This window comes from Hominimerdicola alba (assembly GCF_900109655.1).
GTDB lineage: Bacteria > Bacillota > Clostridia > Oscillospirales > Ruminococcaceae > Hominimerdicola > Hominimerdicola alba_B.
The window spans coordinates 29,659-49,228 of sequence record NZ_FOAT01000004.1 but is presented as its reverse complement, the minus strand read 5'-3'; the positions used below and the strand labels follow the sequence as shown (position 1 = coordinate 49,228).

Genomic DNA, 19,570 nt, shown 5'->3' with positions numbered 1-19,570 from the left:
AAGGAGGAGGCGGAACATGGGTAGAAAAATTAAAAAATTTCTGAAGAGACAATGGATACTCGTTTGGCTTATTGTTGCCTCCTTGATGCTAGTCACAATGATTGCTTTTGCAGAGTATGGAGAAGTAAATAATAAGATAAAGCGAGTTCTGGCACCCTCGGCAAGTTTAGGTAACCTTTTTACTTCGAATTATCTAGGGCTTGGTTCATCCAATAATAGATTGGCGTATTTTGACACCGTAGATCCGGATAAGGAATATGAATTCCCTGTTTACATAAGGAACTATAATCCCTCAGATCCGAATACTCTGTATAACGGGTCTATAAAATATTCGATTAATATTCAGCTCGCACATTCAAACGGAACTCCTTATACATCAGCAGAGGTGGCAACAGCCTTTGCAAGTATTCAGGGAGCAAAACCTTCAATAGCTGTTTCGGACGGAACTAATTATGTAACACTTGGTTCTTATGATACAGATGCTGGTGCTTACGTGGTTGGTAAAATTTTCGGTAGTACGGAGCAAACGAAATTTACTCTTAATGCAGATAACACCAGTGACACATGGAATGTGACTTTTAATAATATTGAACTTGATGACGATGATTATTTTGTAAAGATAACTGCGACGCCAACGAATGCTGATCTTGAACCTATTTCTGCAACAATTGGCATAGCAACAAGTCCGGATGTCCATCCGCAGGGATGGGAAGGAAAATTCATGGATGCCACAAAGACGGAATCTAACGTTGCTATTCCTATTTCTCAATACGATGCATATAACTATAGCGTTCTGGGAACAGGCGAAAAGTGGCTTTATGTTTGTTACGATCCTACTAAACTTGATGTTAATCCTTTCCTTCAGCATGCAGAAGGAACTTCTAAGGTGGAAATAATCACGTCATATAAGGGAACTACTGGTGGAAGGACTGGCTGGTATTCATTGAAGATTCATGCTAATCCCGACACAGATAAGATTTTTAGATACGACTTACAGTTTTATAAGGTGAACGGATTTGATCCGTCTTCAGCTTCAAATTCAAATAAAACATCGGCTGAAGATAACTTTAAATGGATGTCTTCGAATTGTATAGAACTTGTACAATCTGCTACGGAATTACCGTAATCTGTCTATGCATTATTTTGACTGCCTTGTTATTACACAGGAGTGGATGGATATATGAAAAAAATTAATTTGAACAAAAGAACACGCAAGAGATGGAAGCGCATCATCAGTTTTACAATGGCTGTTGTGATGTGCTTAGAAGTGTTGCCTTTGACTGATCTGGGTGGAGATTTAAACATTACTTCAAGAACCGCTTATGCTTATGACTCCTCCACATCCGAAACTGTAAGCATCGGAACTGTGGCGGAATTTGTAAAATATGCTAACGAGTACGAAAGTGGCCAGCATAATCCAAATGATACATTGGTGATTACTTTTGGTAGTGATTCAACATATGGCGAGTTCAAAAATGGTTCTCAGACCTATAAATCGATAGGAAGCACCAGACCATTTGACGGCAAAATAATAATTCAGGAAACACCGATATTTACTTTGCCTTGTGCAATGTTTGATACAATAACTGATGATGTTGAGATAGTTGATAATACCGGAAACGAGACAACAGTCTGCCTTGCGAGGACTGCCAGAACTGTTGATGAACCTCTGTTTGCAAAGCATGTTCAAAAAAGCAGAACAAGCGGAGAAACTGTGGAATGGAACTTCAAATATACCGGTTTTAAAGAAACTGCAGATGACACTAACTCATATGTATTTGATTTTGCAGGATATATCGGTGTATTGGGTGACGATTTAAATGGCGGAGCAAAGGTTAAGATTGGCAAGATTACTCATGATAATCTTGGGACTAATGGAATAGCCAATGTTTCTGCAACGGGTGATGCAGGTCTTGTTTGTTGTACAGTAAAAGCCGGCTCTGAGCTCGAGATTGGCGAGATAGAAGTCACCATTAACGGTACCACATATAATGCAGAGAATAACAGAAGTTCAGGTAGTTATACTGTCAAATCAACTTCGAGTGGAAATGCAGGCGGGCTTGTTGGTAGTATGGGTGTGGGCTCGACTTTGACACTTGGAACAGCACTTGTTAACCACCAGAACTCAGGTATGGATATTTCTGTAACAGATGGTTATGCAGGCGGCATTGTCGGATTTTGCAATGATGGAATAATCACATATAATAATTCAGCGGCTTATACAGTAACACAAAAACTCACAGGTACCGATGGAGTTGGTGGCATCGCTGGCTATTTCAAAGCTTCGTCTGGCGGTACTATTTCGACAGGCAAAGTCAGTGTTGCAAGCGGATGCAAGGTTAACGGAACGGGAAATTGTGGCGGATTGTTTGGTGAACTGGTGAATGGTGGAACCATGACACTTAGTGCAGCGACGGCTGTTACTTCTGATCACAATGGCGGTGTGGCTGCAAATCTCGGTGGTCTTGTGGGCAAATATACGGCTAGTGCTCTTTCTAACACCCTTACTGTAGACTCTTCTGCAATAATAACTATGACAAGGTCAGCCGGGTCTGCTGATTACTATGGTGGTGCAATCGGTTACCTTGACAGTGCTGACACCACCAATACTCATTCCGCGTATGTAAAGTTCAACGGCATTACAGTAAGTGCCGGCGGTATAGGTGGCGTTACAGAAAATGGCTATTTTGGTGGCCTTGTTGGTGGATCGCCGTATAGTTTTGTTGATCTAGCTAGTACTAATGTTATATCATATTCGGGAATATCTGGAGCTAGGAATTTCGGAGGAGTTGTTGGTGATTTATCAGAGGGTGTTTTAAGACTTGATGGAACAACCAATCTTTCCGGTGCGGCAGATTCATCTACTTATACAGCCAAATCCGGTCAGATAGTTGGATACAGAGACTGCGGTCTTGTTTATGCCGAAAGCGACTGGACTCTTACGAGACCTTCTTCAGCACGTCTTTTAGATGATGTCGGTTCCTGGGGAGAAGTGCTGAATTGCGGAGATAAATTAACATTAAGTAAACTATTTACTAATAATAGCACTATAGGAACAGATCATTATGTAACCCTTGCAGATGCGGTTACCACTATCAAAGATAAAGATGATTTTGCAAAAACTGCCCTGAATATTCAGTTGAATAAGGGGCAGTCCACTGGCGTGCTCCAATGTTCTTCTGATAGCACTAGTGCCACATTGCTTGCATCAGATTCACTTCAACTTGAAAAGAATACAACAAATATTGAACTCGATGGTACGGGAATAACCGGCTTTACCAGAGATAATGGTGCTGACGCTGACACAGCATTTTTAACTTTTTCTGGAAAATTTGATGGTAATGGTGGCACAATCAAGCTGGCAGTCGGAAACGGCAACTATAATAATTATATCTACCGTCATAAGTACAACGGTCTTTTTGCCAAAACGAGTGGTACAACCACAACCGTAGAGGATCTCATAATTTCTGGATCAAGTGTTATCAATACACGAGAGCTTGCAGGTGGAATGAATGTTGGTAATATAATTGCAAAGGCAAGTGGTGGACTGACACTTTCTAATGTTACTATCAGTTCCGGGGCAACGATAAACCATGCCGGAACTACCAACAGTTATAACATTGGTGGTCTTATAGGTGATGTGACCAGTGCAGGCACTGTTACTATCAGTGGATGTGAGTATTCAGGAACCATTACCGGAGATTCTTCAAATAAGGATAATGGTAGCGGTGCTAATATAGGCGGACTTATCGGTCTCGTAGATAGTAATACATTTACAATTAATCTTACTGATACTGATTTAAAAGGTACCGTTGCCTCAACTCATACAAGAACTGAGCATCATATCGGCGGAGCTATTGGTGTAATAAAAACCAATGCAAACGCAAGCAGTGGACGTAAAGTCAATATAACAAACTTGAAAACAGATGGGCTTTCGGTCAGTGCAAACGGTGACTGCGGAGGTCTGCTTGGTTATGGCTGGTATAAGACAGATGTAGAATTTGTAACGAGTAATGGTCTTAAAGTTGGTTCAACCACTGCGCCAACAATAACTAATACCGGAACATCGGCAGCTGGTCTTTGTCTCATTGCAACGGGTTATTGGAAAGTCAATACGGGTGGTATCGATATCGATGGCATAACTGTGACGGCCAACAGTGCGACTTCTTTTGGTCTGATAATTAATCAGGGCTATTATAAACAAAAAGATGAGACGTGGGGAGATCCTTCATCTACTTTATCTTCTGCAATTTATCTTGAACTTGCTCCGAACGCTTTCACAGTGGAAGGAGATACGCTCACTCTTACTCCCGCAACTGTAGCAGTTTTCGATGAATTGGTTGCATATACAGGTCCTGACAATAATGTTCTTGCAAACGGTCAGGGTGTGATTTCTGTTGCTACGGCTAGCCACGCTTTGCTTAAAATGGATGATTCTAATACTGGTGTAACCTACCAGCATAAGACCGCCTTTGCCGGAACTAATGCATCAAAGCAGTATAATCCGCATTCAAGGTATTATTATAATTTGGATTCATATAGAACTTCTCCTTCCGGTAATGAACAGAATTTCCTTATGTGGAGCGTAAAGGAATATGCTCATCCATCGATAAAGGATTATTTTAGCAGTTCATATACTGACACTATTGGTTCAGCCTCGACAGATGTATTCAATATGCGTGGATACAGCTATTATCCGGTTGATATAAACTCTGGAAAATCAATTACTATCAAGGGCAAGTATTCTCTTTATAATACGGAGTTCAACACCACAGAGAACGGTTCTGGTGATAAACGCAGTTCACTTGATAACACAACCCAGCATTATACCATGCATAATGCTCTGTTCCGTAATGTTAATGGCTCACTCACCGTTCAGGATACTGAACTATATGGTAAAGTAAACGTTGATTATACTGACACTGGAGCCGGCGCTCTCGTTATGGGAACAGTATGGAGTGATGCTTCGGGTAGCCCTGCGACTGTTACGATAAAGAGTCTCAAACTTGCAGGTATCGAGGTAGATAACCTTGGTGCTACAAAACATAGCGGGTCAGGTACTTATACTTATGCTCCTCTGCTAATTAACAAGGCAGGTAGTAATGCCACGATTACATTCAAAAATGATACAGCAGGTACTCCTTCGATAGAAAATACCTCCGCTTATTCATCGATGGGTGCCGGTGCAACAACTCCTACTTATATTGCAAGTTCTCTGCTCGGTAAGATGGGATCAACATCAGTTCAAAAACTTAGACTTTCATTTGAAGATATTAAGCTTGACGGAAGAAATTCTACTGGTGTTACAAATCTTTCGGGATTAACAACTACTTATAATTCCAAAGGTTGTCTCTTTAAAGAGGCAATCCTGTTGGAAGAGCTTTGCTATGGTGATAATTCCGGTTCTCAGGGAACTTATAACTTCACCTATGAAGTTGATTGGAACGATAGCGGTACAGATCCTCGTTGCGTTACCTATGGTTATGAGATAGAAGGTTCGGTAGAAAATTCGAATGCTCAGCATTGGTACAAGGATTCATGGGCAACATCTACTACACCGAGATATGTGCGTCCGGATAATAAGACTAGTGTTGGATTACAGTATACTGATTTTTCAACTGAATTCATGAATTACGTTAAGTCTTATAGTGGAGAAACAACAGGGTATAAAGCATCTGAAAATACCCATGAACTTCGTGTAAATATCAAAGCATCAACATTTAGTGGCTGTGGAACATATAATGATCCATATATCATTACAGACGCAAGTGATTTTGCTACTATCGAGGCTATAATAGATGGTTCATCCACAGGAACTACCATAAAAGTTCCTACTGAAATAACTAATGATAACCACACAGCAACATGGTGCTCTGACAAAACTGATAATTCAGGACACATCGTATATACCACGAAAACTGTCAATAGCACCACTGAAAGAACTCTTAATACATGGTCCAACGCGGGTGGAACCAGAACAATAACCGATGATACTCTCGCGCAGTATCTTGCCGGCGCGTATTATAAAATTAATGCAAGTTCAGATATCACTATTCCAAGTGGGTTTACAGGATTGTCTAATGACGTTGAAGAACCCTATGTTTTCCGTGGCGTTATTGACGGAAGCGGTAGTACCATAAAGACACAGTCCGCTTATCCACTAATATCTTCAAGCAACGGAAGCGTTGTTTATAACCTTACTATTGATGTTCAACCTACTACAGCGCGAAAGCTGACAGAAACGAATAGCAAGCCTTTTATTTCAAAGGGCAACTTTAACGATGATCGTTGCGAATATTACGGAGCTGTCATCGGACAGATACTTGGCGGAGATAACATTATTGATAGTGTTTCCGTAAAGTTTACCGGACAGATTATTGATGCAAATGGAAAGTCAAAAGCGCAACTTGTGCCGATTGGCGGCTATGTTGGTGTTGTGGTAAACGGAGGTCTCATTTTCAGAGGCATGACCGGAACAGCAGCGAACAATCAGGCTGGTATCGGTGCTTCAAACCTGACAAACTTCAGTGGCGGAACAGGCAATGTTACCGCTTCTACAAATACAAAATGGCTCTATGTGAATCCTATCGTTGGTAGGGTTTTGAATGGTTATGCTGTAACGGAGAGTACATCTTATAAGCCGTTCGAGGACGGCAAGAGAAAATACGGTGATGGATCCGGAGTTATATTTGACGGTTCGAGCTTTACCGAAGTTGATGATATTGATAACTACTCGGGAACAACTGTTGGTGTTACCATGCGCAATGGTACAAAGAATTATTCTATTACGGATATCAGCACGAGTGAATCAAAGTTGAATGTAACCAGCGGAAGAAAAATCACCGCAGATAGTGCTCAGGCGTTTTTCCTTATGTCTGTAATTGTCAACAGCGGCATTGGTATGCTTGATTGGAATTTGAATGGAAGCAGTCTGCATGATGTTGGAAGTAGTACAGCACATACCAATGCAAATGGTAGCAAATCTGCTTATGATATTACTACCACAAAGCCTCGTATGGGTTACTATACAGATTATTGTATGACACATCATTCTGATTATTTGAATATTGGAACAGCGCCTAATACATCTGATCCTTCCTATACAACAGTTAATACATGGGATAAGTCAGGGGTAACGAGCACACCGTATATTGTAAAGAAATATACAGTAGAAAATAGTGAAAATAGTAAGTATTATGCGAAGTGCATAGCTTATTCTAATAATACAACTGAAATAACCATTAATTCTGGCAAAGCATCAAATGTTGTATATTATCTTCCTGATGGTTACAAAGGTATTGGGAATAATTATACCGCAATAAGATATGACTATGTTGACCATCCCTCTGGTACACCGAAAACCCTTACATACTATTCGCTGTATCAAGATTTGTTCCTTTATGCATCAAAGTTTACCGGATATGGGGCAACTATATCTCAGAATACAAGTGTATACTATTACCATAAGAGCAAGGATCTTTCTGATTATTATGGTGCATTCTCAGATTTTCAAACACTTAAAGACGCGGGAGCTGTTAAAAGCAACAATAGTAATGCTTCATTAAATGCAGCAGATAAAGTCAACAGAACGGGTGTGGGCTTGTTTAATTATCAACCACAAAGTGCGACAATTGAAAAACTTCATTTGACTGGAAATGTTATAACAGACATAATCCAAACCGATGGAAATCCGTACCCATATACTACAGCAAATTATAAAGTTGAAACCTCAGAATGGGTACTGTCAGCGGGGAGTTTGATTGGATCGGCTTCGGTTGATCAGACTATAAAATCAGTTTCCATAAATAATATCAAGGTTGAGGGACCAAAGTATACTGGAGGAATGATTGGGAATCTTCCTGCAGGAAAAATAACGTTATCAAATGACGAAGGCTATGATTCGGATGAAATAAGAGTTCATGGCGGTGCTGTAACAGGCGGCCTAATTGGAAGGAACTATGCAGGAGCATCTACTTTTAATTTCAATAATAAAAAAGTTGATCTTGTTGAAGTAATCAGTCGATTTGAAAACATTAACAATGGTGGACTTACTCTTAATGATGCTAATTTTTACAATTACGGACTTGGTGGATTGATAGGGACTTGCCGCGCAGCAAATAATAAAATAACTTTATATAATGCTAATATTGGAAGCACTGATCAGAGTGCTTTGTCAATTATTTCTTGTGAAAAAGCAAATATATATACTGGAGGAATGTTTGGAATCCTGAACAGAGCATATCTTGATATGCAGAACTGTACGGTATATAATCTTTCAATTGATTCAAACTTTGCTGCTGGTGGAATTGCTGGACATTGGGCAACATCTGGAAATACTGGTGTATCAAGAGCTAGTAATGCGGGGAAAACCTCAATAATATCAAATGTGTCTGTTGTTTGCACCATTCCTGATGCAACAATAAAAAGTACAGGAACATATACCAAATCAGCAGAAAAGAAGTTTTGCACTGCAGGAGGATTTATTGGCTCCGGAAAAGAGGATATGTTCGATGTTACCATCCAGAACAGTAATATTTCAAAATATACAATAGAAGGTTATGGATATGCTGGTGGATTTGTTGGTAGTTGGGGAGACAATTCGACATATGGCGGGTGTGGATTTAATGATCATATTCTGATACTAAAGAATGATGCTATTTCTAATTGCATGGTTGAATCAAAAAGCACAACAGGTTCGGCTGGTGGATTACTCGGCAACCTTAATGATGGGCATGGACATGATAAAATCGGAACTGCTCCAGCTCAAGATTCAAATAATAAAGGTTATGCTACTGCCGCAAATTATTATTTGTATGGTTATAATATCTATACAGAAGACGTGAATGTTATTGGCACGAACAAGGGCGCTGTTTGCGGGAGAAATGGGCATGCACCTGCTAACTGTATAAAGATTGCAGGCTTTACTCGCCAGGGTTCAAACGCCAAGATAACTGAAAATGTAGTAGGTAAAGCATATACTGCAACGTGGACTTCGGCAAGTGCTGTAAGCTATGCAAATAATGATAATCTTTTCGGAACAGATGCAGACAGTAAAAACGGCTACGTCGTCTTCGCCGACTACAACAACGCCGGCAACAAACAAACCGGAACTGATGCAGAGGATAATCCTGTATATGCCAACAGACAGACTTTGTTCTCAAATGTATTGGCTAGTGGATCTAAATCTAATGTAGCTTATAGTGATAGAACAGTGGACGGTTCAAATGTTAGTGACAACTGGCCGTACGTCACCTCCAGCCCTAAAACCGATATTTCGAATACACAGTATCTCACCAGTGATGGCGCTCATGATTCAAGCTACGTGGGTTCGACTGCAAAGACCATACTTGATGATATGAACTCCGCTAAAAATAAGCGATATCAGAACACTGGTTTTGTATATTCGGCAACCGAAGGTTCAGATTATGTTAATCTGCGTGATTTCCTTACAGGAGGCATGTCGTCCTTTACGAGACATACAAAAACCGGCTACGACGGCACAGATTTTCCGATTCTTGTTGTCAGCAACATTAACTGCAATGCGGTATTGACAAACTATCTGAGACTGTTATCAAACACCAATTTTAACTATGGTACTGATGATACCGGTAATGTATTTAATGTTGATATAAGCAGTTGGAAGTACGAAGGCGGTGTATTTACACAGCGTACAGGAGAGGGCGTTGAACCGGCACTTAAGCGTAATCCTGCCACAAAGGGCTTCTATATTACATCCAGTGAATTCGATAATACTGATTATCAATTCTCGTTGATAGATGTTCAGTATCTTGATCCAAGTGATACCAGCAAGATAGCTTATCATCTTTATGTTCCTGTCGTTGTAAAGAAAATGCTTCATTACAATGTAAATATTAGAATGAGTTCAGGTACTACCTATGACCCGGATACGTATCCTTCATCTGTATATAATATTGCTGAGAACCTTGGCAACCCTGTTACAATCAAAGCAAGTTTTGTTTATATTCGCGACAAGGATGAATGGACAGCAGCAATTAATGAAGGTGAAAGTGTATACAGAAACTATGATGGATCAAGAAAATATCTAATGTTTACACCATCCGCAACTTTGTTTCCCGAGGGTGCAGAGATAGTTTTACTTGACCGAAACGGAGACAAGGATAAATCCTATTATGGCAAGTTTGCGGCGGCAACAAATACTGCAGGGGAAGGGCAAGATCCTGTATATAGCTACACTAATGGATTGATGGAGCCGGCAGGAGATGGTATTTATAAACTTAAACTCAGTAGTTTTGACGGATTTGCGGTTTGTAAATTGAATGATATGATGACCATTTCCCTGGACTCAGAAGCAACTGAAAAGAATCTTGTGATTGATAATAGCGCCCCTGACAATAAAGTTGTGGCAGTTATTAACGATGGTTCAGGAAACAATGGCGATAAACTTAGGGTAGCTGAAGCGGGTGATAGCGAAGGATCCAAGGTGGCAATAAAGGTTACAAGCCTGCAGGATGGAAAGAGTAATATCGAAGAAACATATTATCTTTGCATCTTTACCAAATCCTCAACCATAACAAATATTTATCACTATCAGATAAATGGTGTGTCAGACTTTGGTGAGCAGGCGTATCCTTCTGCAAGAACCAACAATGAAGCTCCACATCTCTTCCTGGGTAATATCTATAGCAATACATTGACTCTTTCGGAAACGAACGAAAATGATGAGATGTCAAAGACTAATACAGCTATAGGAGCTGATCTGGTCGCAAAAGTAGGGTTTACTCCAAGTGCTATTGATGCAGGAATCACAGGCTTTCTTGGAAATCCGAATGTACAGATATTCCAGACATTCCTTGTATCCCTCAATATGGTTGAAAAGGACGGTAATACAATTACGAATAAAAGAGGTATACAGATAGATCCAGCTTGCGTTGCATCTGGATATAAATTGACAGGAAGAAATGCAAGTGGCATAGAAGGGGTTCTTGATAATAATGACAGCCATCTTCTTGGATGCAGGGTATCAGGTAGTTATGTTGAAATACTCAATGATAAAAACCTGAAAAATGATCTTATCAATGCTGCAAGACATCCGATTATTAATGGAGAGGAAAGAGACTACACTGTACAGATTGAATCAAGTATTTCTTTGACATATGATCCGACTATGATGTCAGTTCAATTTCCAAAGGCATCCAGAGGTGATGGTGTAGGTACCTATATGATAGGATACTCTAATATATCATCGCTTTCAACGAATGCCACAGCGAGCCGTGCAAGCGTTAATACTGAGACCATTCAGACGGAAAAATCCGAACCATTGTATCGGTACTTGTACTTCATGAGCGAAATTACTTCTGTTGATTTTTCGTACAAAGCCATTGAAAATGATGATTATTTGGCTCCGAATGGTAAGTATTATCCTGCAGCTGGAAAGAATGGCAACTATGGTCAGCTTGGTATTGATGCAAATCAGCTTGAAGGAAATGATACCACAATGCACATTGATACGGCGGCATATTACGATGCATCAGGCTACAGCTTGAAGAGCAGAGGACACTATCTGAAAGTAGTAGTTCAGCTATCAAAGAAGGCGGATTATTCTCAAGCCCTGTATATTCCGACATACTTGAATAATTTTGAGTTGTATGATAAGGATGATGATGATATCTCTTCAACAGATGCAGAAAGAGATATAACCGTAACGAAACCTGCTGAGGCTAGTGAGGATTATCTCTACACTTATATAATTCCTATTGAAGAGCTTGACGGGGAAAATGATTCATATGTCATTCCAATAAGCTTTGATGTGTACACAGGTGTAAACTCAGGATTTGAGAGTAAGGCTGGGAAAGATATGCAGTATTCAAATTATCGTGTAACGGTTACAGTTGGTATGCTTGAAACCTCTACTGGCTCATATCTCACGAATTCAGATGCTACGGACTGGGTAGTATACACCAATGCAAGACTGATAAGTGATGTGATTGAAGATTAACCACCACACTCCCTAGCCCCTGGCAACCCGAAACGATCCATCCACACAGGGCATACAGGGGATATAGGGCGTGTGATGAGATAGGTATAATTCCTGTTAAAAATCTAATAGCTTGTGTCAGCGAGGATGACCCGCGCCTGTCCCCCAATCCCGCTATCTGCCCCATGTGTTTTAACCCGGCAAATCCAATGAAGTGGAGAGGATTAAGAAAGAAGCCGTAGGTTTATGTAGAAAAGGGTAAAGGTAAAGTGGTAGAAAACAAGTAATGAATATCACCGAGTATTAAATCAAATTAATATTTCTTAATAACACCCCAGGGTAAGATAAGAGTAATACTTTTCTACTTTACCCACCGGGGTGTTATTTATTTTTAAAATTAGATGCAATTATCAATGTATTGGCTTGCTTCTTTCGTAAGCGTATACCCCCGCATCATAAAAGCAAACAGCCGGGCAGATAACACCCGGCTGTAACATCATATTCTGGCTTTGATTTCTCCATTTCTCTTTGCGTCCATGTATATTTCTTTGAAATCAGCTTTGCTGTTCGGACCGAATATGATCGGCATAACAGATACCAGGCCATCGGAAATGATCGCATTTTTAAATGGCAGAAGCGCTGCATCAAGCAAAGTTGGCATCGGTGCATTTCTCAGCATTTCCTCCCAACTGCTGACAATGCCGTTTACAAGAAAAACAGAATTGTCATCGATCGATATAAATACCGATCCCTTTTTCAAATGTCGCTCAATGATAAATCTGCCGGTGATGCACCCTTTCCAGCTTTCAAGTATCTCCATGTGTTCTTCGGGCAGATCCGATCGCTCAAGATAATCATCAATGATCCATGTCCGTTCCCATAAAAAGTGGGCAACCTCCGCAGCATCCTGTGGGTCGATCATTCCTTGCCCGAAATAATCTTCCTCAGGAAGTATATGATATTCTCTGTTCACATAGTCAAGCAGTGGAAAAAACAGTTCATAAAACAGCTTTGCATCTTCATTACTAAGTTTCATTTTCTTCCCTCCATGGTAATAATATCGTTCCCGCAGGCTGTGAAAACAGCTCGGTCAGGTATTTCTCAGCATCGATCCCGTTAGCCTGAGCTATTGATATGATCGAATACAGCGCCGCGCTCGCTTTCGCTCCGTTGGCTGTGTTGCTGAATAGCCAGTTGCGTCTGCCGACAGCAAACGGTCTTATCGCATTCTCAGCCCTGTTGTTGTCAATAGGAACATCTCCGTTTTCAAGCTACGCAAAAAACTCGTCAAGCAAAGGCTTTATCTTTGCAAGGCGCTGTTCATATCTGTATTCTGTGGAGCTGTCGGCAAGCAGATTTTCTTCGTGATATATCTTGTTGAAATATTCTACTGCCTTTGCCGCAACAGAAGTGTTGTGCAGTTTTTGGTCGTTCGGAAGAGCCTGAATAAAACCACGCCTGGTATGAGTCATACAGCCGCACCGCTTCGCACTCTCGACAGCGTTGTAGGCATCATATCCGTCACAGACCAGATATCCGATAAAGCCTTTAAGGAAATTCGAGGGATGCTCGCCTTTCCTTGTGGGCTGATAATCGAAAATGATGATGTTGCGGTCGTTCATCTTGCCGTTGCAGTACACCCACATCCTCGATACCGATGTGGCTTTTCTGCCTTCCTCGTGAAGAACTTGCACTGTTGTCTCATCCGCGTGGATGATCTGTCCTGCGATAAGCATTTCATGCATTTTCTCGACGACCGGCAGACACCATTTTTCAGCGGCAGCACCTACCCAATTAGACATAGTCGCTTTTAGCAAAGGTATCCTCTTTGAATTAAAGTCTTTTTCTTGACGGTGCAGCGGAACAGCTTTGCCGTATTTCTCATAGACGATATGCGCCAGAAGCTCGGGCGAGCAATAGCTTCCCGGGATCATAGCGTGAGGGTACGGCGCACGGATGATATGACAAGGTTCGTCTCTTTCTTCGGGCTTTTCTCCGCACTCGGGATACTTGTATTTATGTACGATATGTCTGCGGATATAGAATTTGGCGGGTGAATATACAAGCTCATCATAAGCCTTTTCATCACCGATCTCCACCATTTTCGCGCCGCATATCTCACAGACGGGATCTTTGATCTCATGATGTTCCTCTTTAACAGGAAGACTGCTCATCCAGTCATCATAAGTTCGCTTTTTCTTGCGCTTGTGTTCGGGAACAGTTATTGTTCCATGCTCTTTATATACAGACTTTTCTTCTTTCCCGAACATCGATAGCTGAACACCGAATTCTTTTTCCATGACAACAGCTGTCTGCTCCGTTTTTCTTCCGAATATCTGCTTTCTGAACCATGGTTGGCAAGTGCTAGTTCTTCTTTGAGGACAGCATTTTCATTACGGAGTGATACTATTTCCGATGTCATATTTTGTTCGGACATAAAGCACCCCTCCGTTCGTGATGATACATCCATAATACCACGAAAAGAGGGGCTTTTCAAGCACATATTCTGAATATTCGGTAAGTATTGCCTTAATACAGCGCGCCCGGTTTTCCTTCACGGATAGCTTTCGGCTGTTCGATCTTCAAACCTTCTAAAAGCCAGCGAATTTGCTGAGATGTGAGCATTACAGCTTCTGTTTCACTGCGCGGCCACTGAAATCTTCCGTTGTCAAGGCGCTTGTACAGCAGCAGAAAACCATCGCCCTCTTATCCGAATATTCGGATAAGAAGGCTTATCCGCAGGTTTTTGTTATCCGAACATTTTTGTGGAACAAGGCTTGATGCTGATGATCAAGCCTTGTTCCTTCCAAAAAATATGCGGATAAAAATTTACCTCAAGCCGCAAAGCCGTGCAAATTCATCCTCGTCATCGGGCCATTCTGGTACCTCATTGCCAGAAGATATTACAGGGTTCCCTATTTCCATGGCCTTGCGTTTTTGTTCCAAAGATGGAAATGCGTAATGGTCCTTCGTGGTCTGGATGCTCGAATGCCCCATTGCCACAGCAATTGTCTCTATTGCCACTCCATCACGATAAAGGTATGTTCCCCGTGTTCTTCGAAGCATATGTGGATAAACTGGATTGGGCAGGTCTGGATGATCCTTTCGGACAATGTCCGCATATTTTTTCACTATGCGCTCCACATTCCTTTCCGACATAGAATGTATCTCACCATGGGACACTGTGTAGATAAATGGGACGGAAGACCCAGCTGACTCCCCATCATGGTATTCTGCCATGTACGCTTCAATGAGAGACACTACATTTTCAGAAATAGGGACTGTTCGTTCCTTGTTGCCCTTACCCTTAATTAGAATATAGGGTGCAGCAACCTTCAGATTAACATCTTTCAACCGGATATTTATGAGTTCGTCCGCGCGTATCATCGTGTCAAACAGAACGGAAAGCATCATCGTGTCCCTGCATCCCGTCCTTGTATTGGGCGGAGCATCTAAAAAAGCTTTGAGCGTTGAACGTTCCTCGATTATGGGTCGCATCTTCTTTTCCACGCGCAAAAATGGAACATCGGTAATGCTCAAATATACCTGCTGGAGAGAAACATCGCGTGATGAAGCGTACCGGACATATGACTTTATTGCCGCAAGCCTGTTGTTGACTGTGCTTCTGGTGTGTTTCTTGTAGTCGAGCAACCAGTTCCGGTAGTCAAGGAGAAAGTCAAAAGTGCAATCCTCAAAAAGGAATCGTTTCATGGATATCCCTTTTTCGTCCGAGACATACCTCCTGAAAATGCTAAGTCCGTCCCTATATGTTTTTACCGTCTTCAGGCTTGGACTGTCCTGGGGTATGTAGGTTTCAAGGAAGTCCAACGTCATGGAAAAGAAGAGCTTCTTTTTAACCGTATTATTCATCTGACCCTCACCTCCGGAAAAATCTCATACGCGAGGCTGTCTTTTTCCCGTATAATACGGAACGTCTCTTTGACCTGGTGGTAATAATAGAAGGTCTCATTGGACGATTTGTGTCCCAATGCTCTGCTGAGGTAAGGCAGCATGACATTCAGGTCGATTCCCTCGGATATCCATGCATTCATGCGCATAACAACATAAGTGTGCCGCAGTGAGTGGATTGTCGGGGGCTTTGCGCAACTCGGCGCATATACGGTTTCTTTCCAAAATTGCCTGAAGCGTATGGAAAGTGCACCACCGGAAAAATGCCTGGCGGGATCAAAGGACGGGAAAACCCACTCAGTGTCCATTAGGCGTAGATTGTCACTGGTGTATTTTCTCATGACTTTCGTAAGATCCCCAGACATGAAAACCACCCTGTCCTTATGACCCTTTGCATTATAAATGGTAATGGAACCGTTCTTCCAGTTGATGTCATCAAGCCGGAGGCACACCGCCTCGCTTCTGCGCAGACCCGTTGCAAGAATCAGTCGAAAAATCACCCTGTAACCATACGCCATCCTTGTCACTTCCGTGGATTGCTTTTTGGGAACATACCCGTCAATCACACGGAAGAGATCGGCAACCTCTTCTGGTGACAGAACGTGGACAACAGGGCGGCTGTAACGTATAACATCTATAGGAACATATGAAATCTTGCCGAGGCCATTCATGTACAGAGTCAGCTGCCGTATCACAGATATCCGCCCAGCCTGGGATGACTTTCCCTCTGTCGGAAGCAGTCGCGTCCATCCTTCAAGAGATTCCATTGTCACGTCATCCGAATCCCCATTGGTCTCCAGCCAATACTTGTCAAAGCGTGCGAGTATATATGCCTCGTTGTCATACTTGAAGCCAAGTGCCCTTTTTTGATCCAGTAACCCTTGTATGTATGGGGCCAGGACGCTCTTGAAAGCGATATTCATCATAACGCATCGCTCCCTTCCATTTCAAGGCGAAGATCCGCAAGGGAGAGCGGACATGCCGCCATGCGTTCATCGTCAAGGGAAAGGTAATGCTTCAGGCTTTCCGTGTCCCTGTGCCCGATTACATCTGCTATGCTTTCAGGACGAACTCCGTTTCTAAGCCTGTTTGTCGAAAATGTTTTTCGGGTGACGTGAAAACCTGATCCCCTTACATCTCGGTCAGGCAAAGCTCGCTTTAACGCACCGTAGCATATGTTTCGGCTCATGCCGCAAAACGGCGCCTTGAAATCAACGAATACATTTCTGCATACCGCCATTCTTGGACGTGACTGCTTCAGGTATCTGAAGATGGCATTGCCTACCGCCACTGGCATCGGTACCCATACATCAGCATCTGTCTTGTTCTGCCTGTACAGAATGGAACGGTTTTTCCAATCAATGTTCTCCAGCTTCAGGCTTGCAATATCGCTGCTGCGCATTCCCATTTCAAGTCCGAGCATTATGACTGCACTGTCGCGGATCTCAAGATCCGTAGAAGCATTGCCAACAAAAGTTTTGATCTCCTCTATCTCACTGGAAGTGAGTACTACCACAACGGTCTCCACTGGTGCCGCCGAGCAGCCAAGAGCCATATACAGCGATGGGTTTGCGTTGAGACCTTTACGATACAGGTACTTAAGGAACCGCTTCACCCGGTTGTTGCATGCATTTTTGCCCTCTGGGGTTCCATGGTGGTCTGCAAGGTTGAAATCAGCAAGATGACTTCCGTTAACATCGCCATACGATGACAGGCCCTCACCGATTATAAACCGGCAAAATCTGAGTATGGAGTAAATATCGTTTTTAACGGTGTTCTCATCCAGTTTCATCTTGCGGCGGCTCTCGGCAAAGTCAAGCAGTGGTGTCAAGCACCATTCTGGAATGTTATTTATGCCGTTGATTCCCCTCGGCAACTTCTTCCCGAAATGGACTGACCCGGATGTAACATAATCGGAAAACATGAACATTATGCGCCGCGCTGTATTCCACGAACAGCCTTTGAACAGACGTTTTTTTACGCAGTCCGAATGAAGCCAAATGTCTGCCATGTCTGGGTCATACCACAGATTGTGGTAATCAAGGAACAGGTATAGCTGAAGAATTGCCCTTTTAGATGCTTCTGTATATTTCTGGACATAGCCTGCCTCTTGATGGAGTCTGATAAGTTCCAGGCCCTCAGACAAAAACCTTTCAGGCGACAACCGGACTTGTCCCTCAGAGCTATTCTTTATAAGTCCGGATTGTTCATCAGGTGGAAAATCGTCCAGGTTGACGGAACATTCCGTCTCCAATGCATATATTCGCAGATATAGACCGTAAGGAACCTTTCCCGATTCGGCCAGGAATTGCAGGAACTTGTGCAAAGTTGACTCTTCAATAACTCGGGAAATCCTTTTCAAGTGTGCAAGCTCCTCATGGTATGAATCTATGTCACCGTAGGTTATCTCAGATGGATCCATCCTTCCCTTGGATTGCATACACTTCAAGAACAATGAGCACCTTCGTTTGACATTTGCTATTTGCGATTCCGTAAAAACATTTTCGCGAGAACGCAGGAATCTTGTGATGTGGTTTTCAAAGTTGCTGTTAAGCGATAGCTTGGAGTAACTCTTCCTGGGTGATGCCTGGGCATTGATGATGCATCCGTGGATATATGCATCATCAAGTTTTGAAATGCAAGCCGCATTTTCTATACGGCTTTTAGGGAGCCATGCAGGCACCGGTAATGTGGATAACAGAGCTTTTCCGTATTCTGGTGAATAGGTTATATCCTTAGCCGCAAGATCGTCAGCCAGCAGAGTGTAAAACCGTTCATGATTTTTAACTGTGGATTGCGCATACCCCCTTTCTTTCAGAAAGTTTAAAACAATAGTAACATTTTTGCGATATTCGTTCATTGTGTATCACCTCCTGAGATAATGATACACCCAAATATTGTTATCCGAACATTTTTTTTCGGAATTTATCTTAAACAGCAGGAACACGCCTTATCTCTAATAAATGTTCGGATAACAAAAACCTGCGGATAAGCCCTCTCACAGCAGACCTTTGATGCGGTCACAACGTCTGCCGCAGAACAAAAACAATGCTTTCGAGAACGGGTTAAGTCGAAGCTGAGCCTGAACGATAGTCGAAAGTCCGTCTATCCCGCGTCGAAGGTCGGTGTATCCCGTAACAAGATAGACCTGTGCGTCCGCTGCCAGATCATTCAGCATAGCTCATGCACCAAAGCGGTCAGAGTGTCCGCAGATATATCTGCCGGAAGAGATATTTGAAGTCCGTTTTTCTCAATGCGGATATTTTCGTTTGAGCAAGGAACTGATACAGGAACGATGGTCGGAGAATTTTCGATATACTTTTCACGCACTTTTCTTAGGCGGTTGTAATACGTGTTTGGCTTGATCCCATTTTCTTTGCACCATTCCCGGATCGTCAGACCGCTTGCCTGCTGTGCTTTGATCTGCGCAGACCATTCCTGAAGCTGCATTTCTTTTTTGATTGTTGTGATGGATGTTGTTTTGTCCATACCTGTTACCTCCTTGTCTAATCGACTCCAATTAATTTCATGGATCAATTTAGATTATTCAATTTACTTCATGGTGTTCCTTGGAGTTTATTATACCTTATTAGACATTGGTGAACTAGGTGCGGAGGGTTTGATGCTTACGTGTAAATGGGTGGAGTACAAGGGGAGAAATTTCTGAAATTCCCCCATTGACTGCTGACCGCCACAGCCCTTATA

9 protein-coding genes and 2 pseudogenes are annotated in these 19,570 nt (G+C 42.2%); 2 read left to right on the top strand and 9 right to left on the bottom strand.

What is annotated here, in order from left to right; all coding sequences use genetic code 11:
* Positions 1-16: 16 nt before the first annotated feature.
* The gene (locus tag BMY75_RS06100) at positions 17-1,126 is read left to right on the top strand and encodes a hypothetical protein (RefSeq protein ID WP_074831206.1); all 1,110 of its coding nucleotides are present in this window, start codon (positions 17-19) and stop codon (positions 1,124-1,126) included.
* A 54-nt stretch (positions 1,127-1,180) separates the two neighbouring features.
* Positions 1,181-11,977: a beta strand repeat-containing protein gene (locus BMY75_RS06095; RefSeq protein ID WP_074831203.1), complete on the top strand. Its 10,797-nt coding sequence runs from the start codon at positions 1,181-1,183 to the stop codon at positions 11,975-11,977.
* A 475-nt stretch (positions 11,978-12,452) separates the two neighbouring features.
* Here the strand turns inward: BMY75_RS06095 and BMY75_RS06090 are convergent, their stop codons facing one another.
* The 9 genes and pseudogenes from BMY75_RS06090 to tnpA form a co-directional block, all read right to left on the bottom strand.
* Positions 12,453-12,992 (bottom strand): hypothetical protein, encoded by a 540-nt coding sequence (locus BMY75_RS06090; RefSeq protein ID WP_074831200.1) that lies wholly within the window; start codon positions 12,990-12,992, stop codon positions 12,453-12,455.
* Positions 12,982-14,130 (bottom strand): annotated as a pseudogene (gene tnpC, locus BMY75_RS06085) (IS66 family transposase). The gene BMY75_RS06090 and the pseudogene tnpC overlap by 11 nt, the downstream one beginning before the upstream one ends.
* A gap of 47 nt (positions 14,131-14,177) precedes the next feature.
* Positions 14,178-14,393 (bottom strand): hypothetical protein, encoded by a 216-nt coding sequence (locus BMY75_RS18405; RefSeq protein WP_242940181.1) that lies wholly within the window; start codon positions 14,391-14,393, stop codon positions 14,178-14,180.
* Between the two features lie 92 nt (positions 14,394-14,485).
* A pseudogene (tnpB, locus tag BMY75_RS18790) lies at positions 14,486-14,650 on the bottom strand (IS66 family insertion sequence element accessory protein TnpB); the annotation flags it as partial.
* 135 nt (positions 14,651-14,785) lie between these two features.
* Positions 14,786-15,826, bottom strand: a complete 1,041-nt coding sequence (locus tag BMY75_RS06075; RefSeq protein WP_024855854.1) for a tyrosine-type recombinase/integrase — start codon at positions 15,824-15,826, stop codon at positions 14,786-14,788.
* Positions 15,823-16,791: a tyrosine-type recombinase/integrase gene (locus BMY75_RS06070; RefSeq protein WP_074831194.1), complete on the bottom strand. Its 969-nt coding sequence runs from the start codon at positions 16,789-16,791 to the stop codon at positions 15,823-15,825. Before BMY75_RS06070 ends, BMY75_RS06075 begins: the two co-directional genes overlap by 4 nt.
* Positions 16,788-18,725, bottom strand: coding sequence for a tyrosine-type recombinase/integrase (locus tag BMY75_RS06065; RefSeq protein ID WP_074831191.1), 1,938 nt, complete (start codon positions 18,723-18,725; stop codon positions 16,788-16,790). The genes BMY75_RS06070 and BMY75_RS06065 overlap by 4 nt, the downstream gene beginning before the upstream one ends.
* Before the next feature lie 138 nt (positions 18,726-18,863).
* Complete coding sequence (tnpB, locus tag BMY75_RS06060) at positions 18,864-19,043, bottom strand: IS66 family insertion sequence element accessory protein TnpB (RefSeq protein ID WP_074831189.1); 180 nt, start codon at positions 19,041-19,043, stop codon at positions 18,864-18,866.
* Positions 19,037-19,354 (bottom strand): IS66 family insertion sequence element accessory protein TnpA, encoded by a 318-nt coding sequence (gene tnpA / locus BMY75_RS06055; RefSeq protein ID WP_013483392.1) that lies wholly within the window; start codon positions 19,352-19,354, stop codon positions 19,037-19,039. Before tnpA ends, tnpB (BMY75_RS06060) begins: the two co-directional genes overlap by 7 nt.
* Positions 19,355-19,570: the final 216 nt, after the last annotated feature.

What these genes read in the sequence shown, in the direction of transcription:
- BMY75_RS06100 (WP_074831206.1), top strand. Translation starts at nt 17, where the DNA reads ATGGGTAGAAAAATTAAAAAATTTCTGAAGAGACAATGGATACTCGTT.
- BMY75_RS06095 (WP_074831203.1), top strand. Translation starts at nt 1,181, where the DNA reads ATGAAAAAAATTAATTTGAACAAAAGAACACGCAAGAGATGGAAGCGC.
- BMY75_RS06090 (WP_074831200.1), bottom strand. Translation starts at nt 12,992, where the DNA reads ATGAAACTTAGTAATGAAGATGCAAAGCTGTTTTATGAACTGTTTTTT.
- BMY75_RS18405 (WP_242940181.1), bottom strand. Translation starts at nt 14,393, where the DNA reads ATGTCCGAACAAAATATGACATCGGAAATAGTATCACTCCGTAATGAA.
- BMY75_RS06075 (WP_024855854.1), bottom strand. Translation starts at nt 15,826, where the DNA reads ATGAATAATACGGTTAAAAAGAAGCTCTTCTTTTCCATGACGTTGGAC.
- BMY75_RS06070 (WP_074831194.1), bottom strand. Translation starts at nt 16,791, where the DNA reads ATGATGAATATCGCTTTCAAGAGCGTCCTGGCCCCATACATACAAGGG.
- BMY75_RS06065 (WP_074831191.1), bottom strand. Translation starts at nt 18,725, where the DNA reads ATGAACGAATATCGCAAAAATGTTACTATTGTTTTAAACTTTCTGAAA.
- tnpB (WP_074831189.1), bottom strand. Translation starts at nt 19,043, where the DNA reads ATGCTGAATGATCTGGCAGCGGACGCACAGGTCTATCTTGTTACGGGA.
- tnpA (WP_013483392.1), bottom strand. Translation starts at nt 19,354, where the DNA reads ATGGACAAAACAACATCCATCACAACAATCAAAAAAGAAATGCAGCTT.